The sequence below is a fragment of the Ohtaekwangia sp. genome (assembly GCF_036568665.1).
Lineage (GTDB): Bacteria > Bacteroidota > Bacteroidia > Cytophagales > Cyclobacteriaceae > Ohtaekwangia.
This window is the reverse complement of the sequence record NZ_DATCSD010000022.1, coordinates 1-7,083: the sequence shown is the minus strand read 5'-3', so window position 1 is coordinate 7,083 and position 7,083 is coordinate 1. Positions and strand designations below refer to the sequence as shown.

The 7,083-nt window shown below is 45.0% G+C and carries 6 protein-coding genes and 1 pseudogene; 3 read left to right on the top strand and 4 right to left on the bottom strand.

Annotation, left to right across the window (positions count from 1 at the left end):
* The 4 genes and pseudogenes from VIN08_RS01160 to VIN08_RS01145 all read right to left on the bottom strand — a co-directional run.
* Positions 1-765 (bottom strand): annotated as a pseudogene (locus tag VIN08_RS01160) (hypothetical protein); the annotation flags it as partial.
* Between the two features lie 139 nt (positions 766-904).
* Entirely contained in the window at positions 905-2,128 is a 1,224-nt protein-coding gene (locus tag VIN08_RS01155; RefSeq protein ID WP_331958968.1) for an alanine dehydrogenase, read from the bottom strand.
* A complete protein-coding gene (tsaE, locus tag VIN08_RS01150; protein ID WP_331958965.1) occupies positions 2,100-2,558 on the bottom strand; it encodes a tRNA (adenosine(37)-N6)-threonylcarbamoyltransferase complex ATPase subunit type 1 TsaE in 459 nt (152 codons plus the stop codon). Before tsaE ends, VIN08_RS01155 begins: the two co-directional genes overlap by 29 nt.
* Positions 2,555-4,117 carry a bifunctional response regulator/alkaline phosphatase family protein gene (locus VIN08_RS01145; RefSeq protein ID WP_331958962.1) on the bottom strand — a complete coding sequence of 521 codons (1,563 nt, stop codon included), beginning with the start codon at positions 4,115-4,117 and terminating at the stop codon, positions 2,555-2,557. Before VIN08_RS01145 ends, tsaE begins: the two co-directional genes overlap by 4 nt.
* 139 nt (positions 4,118-4,256) lie before the next feature.
* On the opposite strand from VIN08_RS01145, the gene VIN08_RS01140 reads away from it, so the two are divergent.
* From VIN08_RS01140 to VIN08_RS01130, 3 genes are all read left to right on the top strand, one after another.
* On the top strand, positions 4,257-5,483 hold the full coding sequence (locus tag VIN08_RS01140; protein ID WP_331958960.1) for an HD domain-containing protein: 1,227 nt from the start codon (positions 4,257-4,259) through the stop codon (positions 5,481-5,483).
* A 126-nt stretch (positions 5,484-5,609) separates the two neighbouring features.
* On the top strand, positions 5,610-6,656 hold the full coding sequence (gene lpxD, locus VIN08_RS01135) for a UDP-3-O-(3-hydroxymyristoyl)glucosamine N-acyltransferase (RefSeq protein ID WP_331958957.1): 1,047 nt from the start codon (positions 5,610-5,612) through the stop codon (positions 6,654-6,656).
* Between the two features lie 128 nt (positions 6,657-6,784).
* Positions 6,785-7,083, top strand: a 299-nt coding sequence (locus VIN08_RS01130; protein WP_331958954.1) for a UDP-3-O-acyl-N-acetylglucosamine deacetylase, incomplete at its 3' end; no start/stop codon positions are given.

The following is a 7,083-nucleotide window of genomic DNA, read 5'->3' as shown; positions in this document are numbered from 1 at the left end:
CTTGACAAGCGTTTTATAGTAATTAAACACCAACACGAGATCGTGCTCACGTGAAGCACCTATGTGATTGTCTTTTATATATTTCTCCACTTCACTTGCGTGGCTGGTAAATATAGCGGGTAGTTTCTTTCGCGATGGCATCTCTATCGCTTTGCCGGCCTGTAAATAATAGTAATGTTCTTTCTTTAGAATAGTATCGTCCTTGCGGCCTACGTTTAGCTGCTCGTTATAGTCAGCCTTGCGCACTACAAGCTCTGTCTTGCACAGTAAAGGCAACGGACCGTCTACCAGCACACAAAAGAAACCGGTAAACTTTACACCTTCTTCATTTACAAAATCGCGCGCGTTAATGAAATATACCGGCTCGGTGGCTGCAGAATCAATCCACGAAAAACTTCTGATCTTATTTCCTGAAAGTACTTTTATATTCTGTCCAACCTGTATATCCAGTTCGTTGGCATGTATATCGTAGCGTATCGGGTAGCGCTCCACTACTTTATCTTTTTCATAGAGCATAATCGAGCCGATCTTCCAACGAGTATCGAGATAAGTATCGCCTATAATTTTACCAGGCGCAAGCGGTATACCAAAGAGCATCTCTCCGGTTTCCAGTCCGCGCATATCCGTAAGCTTATCAATTGTATTACCCGCACGTATATTCGGAGGCACCACAGACTGTGCCTGCCCTCTCGTTCCTATAGCGATCAACAGAAAAACAAAACACCAGCGCAGCATATATACCTGAGCAAGATTTACTTTCCACAACGGAATTTACTGCCGGTTTTACAGGGAGTCAATCACCCAAGATACGTGTTTATGAAGAATGTGTTGATGTATTGGGGTGTTGATGTGTTCGGGTTGGTGGACATCATCAACACTTCAATACATGAACACCTCAACACAACTAAAATCTTGCCGCCATCAGAAGCTCTATGTTCTTATACTTCAGGCCGAATTTGCGGGCTACGTATTCGTTGGTGAGTCCGCCTTTATAGGTATATACACCTTTCATAAACCACTTGTGCGAGAAGATCATGGCTTCTACTCCGCCTTCTTCGGCTGCGCGCAGAATGGTTGGCGTAAATATATTGCTGAGCGCATTGGTAGCGGTGTGTGCTACGCGCGATGCTACGTTGGGTACGCAATAATGAATAACATCATGCTTGCGGAAAACCGGTCGGCTCAGGTTCGTGATCTCGGAGGTCTCCACACATCCGCCCTGATCTATACTCAGGTCGATGATCAGGGAGTCCTGCTTCATCTGCGTTACCATCTCTTCGGTAATTACGTGACGCGCTTTTCCTTTCTCGGCACGCAGTGCCCCGATCACAACATCGGCTGTTTTAAGGGTATCGCTCAGCGTAATGGTATCGATGGTAGAAGTATATACCTGCATTCCCAGCAGGTGCTTTATCCTGCGGAGTTTATAAATGTGGTTATCGAATATCTGTACATCGGCACCCAACCCCAGGGCTGCACGCGCGGCATACTCGGCTACTGTACCAGCCCCTATAATTACTACTTTCGTGGGTGGCACACCGGTTATACCACCGAGTATAATTCCTTTACCGTTGTTGGCAGTGCTTAAATATTCAGAGGCAATAAGCATTACCGTGCTGCCGGCAATCTCGCTCATCGCGCGAATGATTGGCATACCTCCTACTTTATCTTCAATGAATTCGTACGCCAGCGCTGTTACTTTTTTCTTCAGCAACGCCTGCAGGCATTCTACTTTCAGGTGGCCGAGTTGTAATGCAGAGATAAGCGTTTGCCCCGAGTGCATCAGTTCGATCTCTTCCATCGTGGGTGGCTCGATCTTCAGGATCACATCGGCCTGGTATACTTCCTGTGGCGAGTACACGATCTTTGCACCGGCATCGCTATACGCTTTGTCCGAAAATTTAGAGCCTATACCGGCTTTCGTTTCTACCCACACATCGTGGCCGTTGTTTACCAGTAAAGCAACAGCATCGGGCGTTAAACTGATCCGGTTCTCCTGCAGCGATATCTCCCGCGGTAATCCTATAAAAAATGTATGTCTGCGTTTCCGCACTTCGAGCATTTGCTCCTGCGTTACCAGACTGGTTTTGGCTAACGCCTCAAATCCGGTTTTCTTCTTTTCCGTCATGAACAGAAATGGCTATAGTTCGTAGTGTATTGTCTTCGATGGTTATTGCAATGGCAGCATGTTCTGCTGGTATCAGAGAAGGTATCTTTTCGGGCCACTCCACCAGGCAACGATTTCCAGAATAAAAATATTCTTCCGTTCCTATATCCCATGCTTCCGCTTCGTTTTTTATCCTGTAAAAATCAAAGTGATATACTTTGTCCCCTCCCTCTGTCTCGTACTCATTTACGATCGAAAAGGTAGGACTGCTTATCACATCTGCAACCTGTAGTGCTTTGCAAATGGACCTGATCAAAGTGGTCTTCCCTGCTCCCATCTCACCATACAACAACCAGGCAGGTATACCGGAAAGTGTTTTTACCAGCTCCGGTGCCAGTTCATCCAGTTCATCAAGGCTTACCTTTCGGTAAACCATTCCGTCTTTGATCATGACACATTCTTCGAAGTTAAGAAAATTATAGGAATGATCATCTCTTCCAGGCTTATACCACCATGCTGAAAGGTGTCGTTGTAAAAGTTAACGTAGTAATTAAAGTTGTTCGGATAGGCGAAAAACTGGTCTTCCGTGGCAAATACATAGGAGGTTGAAACATTCGGCTTGGGTAAAAATAATTTTTCAGGCTTGGTAACGTGCATCACTTTATCACCTTCAAAGCCGAGGTTCTTGCCCTGTTTATAGCGCAGGTTGGTATTTACATTCCGGTCGCCAATGATCTTGAAGGCACGCTTTACGCGGATGGTGCCATGGTCGGTAGTGATCACCACTTTCACATCTTTCTCGGATATCTTCTTGAGTATATCCAGCAGCGGTGAATGCAAAAACCACGAGCGGGTAATGGAGCGATAAGCTGACTCATCGGGTGCCAGTTCGCGGATCATCGCCATATCGGTGCGCGCATGCGAGAGCATATCCACAAAGTTATAGACGATCACATTCAGATCATTCTGAAAAAGATTGTTCACCGTATCCGCCAGGCTTCTGCCCTCTTCCATGTTCTTGATCTTGTGATACGACATCTTGATGTTGAGATTATTCCGTCTCAACTGCTTGGCCAGAAATTCTTCTTCAAAATTATTCTTACCCTCTTCTTCATCTTCACCTACCCACAAGTCGGGATTGGTCTTGGCCATCTCCGAAGGAAGCTGTCCTGAAAATATAGCATTGCGTGCGTATGCCGTAGTCGTTGGCAGTATAGAATAGTATGTTTCTTCTTTGTCTACATTGAAGTACTCGGCAATGATCGGCTCAATTACTTTCCATTGATCAACGCGCAGGTTATCGATCAGCACCATAAACACCGGCTTGCGCGCGGCCAGTTCCGGAAATACCTTTCGCTTCATTAACTGGTGCGATAGCAGTGGCTTATCAGCATTCGGATTATTCAGCCACGACTCATAGTTACGGGTAATGAATTTCGAAAAGTTGGCATTCGCTTCTGTCTTCTGCATGTCCAATACATCGCCCATCTCTTCATTGTCGGGCTGATCCATCTGCAGTTCCCAGTGCACAAGCTTCTTGTATATATCTGCCCACTGCTCGTGGTTCATATCATCCATAAACGCCATGCTGATCTTACGAAACTCCTGCTGATAGTTGAGGTTCGTCTTCTCTATTACGAGACGTTTATTGTCGAGTATCTTTTTTACCGAAAGTAAAATCTGACTTGGATTCAGTGGCTTAATGAGGTAATCGGCTATCTTGGAACCGATCGCTTCTTCCATAATATGCTCCTCTTCGTTCTTGGTGATCATCACCACCGGAAGGTTCGGCTTATTCGTTTTTATTATACTCAACGCTTCCAGCCCCGACATACCGGGCATGTGTTCATCGAGAAATACAACATCAAAGTGTTTCTCATCACTTAACTCCACGGCATCCGAAGCATTGTTTACCGGTGTTATATCATACCCGCGCTGCTCCAGGAAAAGGATGTGTGGTTTCAACAAATCAATCTCATCGTCCGCCCACAAAATGCTATATCTTTGCATGATCTGAATTTTTTCGGAAGTTACGGATTATACTGTTACTGGTTGTCCGTTAATCGTTAATCGTAGCATGTTTTTTTCAAACACCCAAGGAAGGTGTCGCTACCCGGTAACCGTTAACAGATACCGTATAATACACTACATGAACAAGAAAAAAATTATCAACGACCCGGTATACGGATTTATTACGATACCCAGCGAACTTATCTTCGACCTCATTTCGCATCCATACTTTCAACGGCTTCGACATATAAAACAATTGGGCCTGACGGAGTTTGTATACCCTGCAGCACATCACTCGCGCTTTCAACATGCCCTGGGTGCCATGCACCTGATGGGAAAAGTATTGGACACGCTGCGTTTGAAAGGTGCGGAAATTTCTGCCGAAGAATATGAAGCTGCACAGGTAGCGGTACTGTTGCACGACATGGGCCACGGGCCGTTCTCGCATGCACTGGAATATACTTTGCTGCCCGGTGTAAAACATGAGAGTCTCTCCTACCTGTTCATGGAAAATCTCAACGAGAAATTTAGCGGAGCATTAGACCTGGCAATGAAGATTTTTAGAAACAGCTATGAGCGAAAATTCTTTCATCAGCTTGTATCAAGCCAGTTGGATATAGATCGTCTGGATTACCTGAAGCGCGATTGTTTTTTTACCGGTGTGCATGAAGGTAACATTGGTGTTGAGCGGATCATCGCGATGCTGCGCATTCACCAGGAACAACTGGTGGTAGAAGAGAAAGGTATTCTGAACATCGAGAATTTTTTAAATGCCAGAAGGTTTATGTACTGGCAGGTATATCTGCACAAAGTATCGGTTAGCTCGGAGCGCATGCTGGTAAATACCATTCGCAGAGCACAGACACTGATGCGTGCCGGAGAAACGTTGGATGCGAGTAAATCGCTTACATCTTTTTTGCAACGCGACTATACATTGGCAGACTTTCAGAACGACCCGTTGCTGTTACAGTCATTCGGAAAACTGGATGACAGCGACATCTGGGGAGCGATGAAATGCTGGCGCGATCATCCTGATGAAATTCTTTCGATGCTCTCGGAAATGTTACTTACCCGTAATCTTTTCCAGGTGCGCCTGAGCAACGACCCTATACGAAAAGATACTATAGAAAAAATTCGCGAAGCTATTGCGCAAGAGTATAAAACGCTGCGTGCCGAAACTTCCTATCTATACTCTTACGGCACCGTTACCAATGAAGCGTATGCGGAAGGACAACAGATCAATATACTGATGAAGAGTGGTGAGCTGCTGGACATTGCGCGTGCTTCTGATCTACCGAACATTACCGCGATCAGCAAAATCGTCAAAAAAAACTATCTCTGCTGGCCCAAAAATGTATCTTTGTGAGATTCGTTATCCGCTACCTGTTAACCGTTAATTGTTTGCACAGAAAGTTTTTTGATCATTCAATCTGCTGAACAAAAACGGATAATGAAAAACGGATAAACACCACCACTAACAATAACGGAACACATGGAATTTACCATTAGTCAAATAGCAGCCATGCTGGGCGGTTCAGTGCAGGGAGACGGCAATGAGAAGATAAATATGCTTGCCAAGATCCAGGACGCGAAGAAGGGACAGTTGGCTTTTCTATCCAATCCTAAATACGAGCAGTATATCTATACCACCCAGGCATCAGTCGTAATTGTTAAGAAAGATTTTGTTCCCCGCAGGGAGATAAACACCAATTTGATATTAGTAGATGATCCGTATAGCAGCTTTACAGCATTGCTCGAAGAGTATCATAAAATGATCAACTTCCAGAAAAGCGGTATAGAACAGCCAAGCTATATAGGCGAGAACTCTGTCGTTGGTAAAAATATATACCGCGGAGCCTTCTCTTATATCGGCAACAATGTAAAGATCGGTGACAATGTAAAGATACATCCACAGGCATTTGTAGGCGATAATGTTGTGATCGGAGATAATTCTATACTACATGCCGGAGTAAAGATATATGCCGATACACGCATCGGCAGCAATTGCGTGCTCCACTCGGGCGCTGTGATTGGCAGCGATGGTTTCGGTTTTGCTCCGCAGGAAGATGGCACCTATAAAACCATTCCGCAATTGGGTAATGTAATACTGGAAGATAATGTGACTGTTGGAGGAAATACGGTGATCGACTGCGCAACCTTGTTTGGCGATTCTACTATTATCCGCCAGGGAGTTAAGCTCGATAACCTGATTCAGATTGCGCATAACGTAGAGGTTGGCAAGAACACCGTGATCGCTGCACAGACGGGGATATCCGGCTCAACCAAGGTTGGTGAGAATTGTTTGTTCGCGGGACAGGTTGGACTTGCCGGACACTTAACGATTGCCAACAATACAAGTCTGGGGGCACAGTCGGGCATTTCAAAATCAATTAAGGAAGAAGGATTGAAACTTATCGGGTCTCCTGCTTTTGATGTGAAAGACTATTTCAAGTCGTACGCAGTATTCAAAAAGTTACCGGATCTCAACGAGCGTCTGCGAGAGTTGGAGAAAAAAATTCTCACCAAAGTAGAATCGTAACCTTTTTGGACACATTTCAAGCATTATCGTAAGGGATTCTCTTCCTGATTTTATCCGGACTGAGCTAATCCTGATATGGAATTGGATTATCTGGAGAATGGAATTAACTTTGCCCACTTTTCCAGATCATGCTTAATATAAAACAGCAAACAATTCAAAAGTCTGTGACCCTTTCGGGGGTTGGTTTACATACGGGTGTTCAGACGAACATGACTTTTTTGCCCGCCAAACCTAATCACGGAATAAAATTCCAACGTATTGATTTACCGGGTTCACCGATCATTGATGCTGACTGCGACAATGTTACGGATGTATCGCGTGGTACTACCATTGAACAGAGCGGTGCCAAGGTGAGCACGATCGAGCATACGCTGGCAGCACTCACGGGTCTGGAAATCGACAACGTATTGATTCAACTGGATGGTCC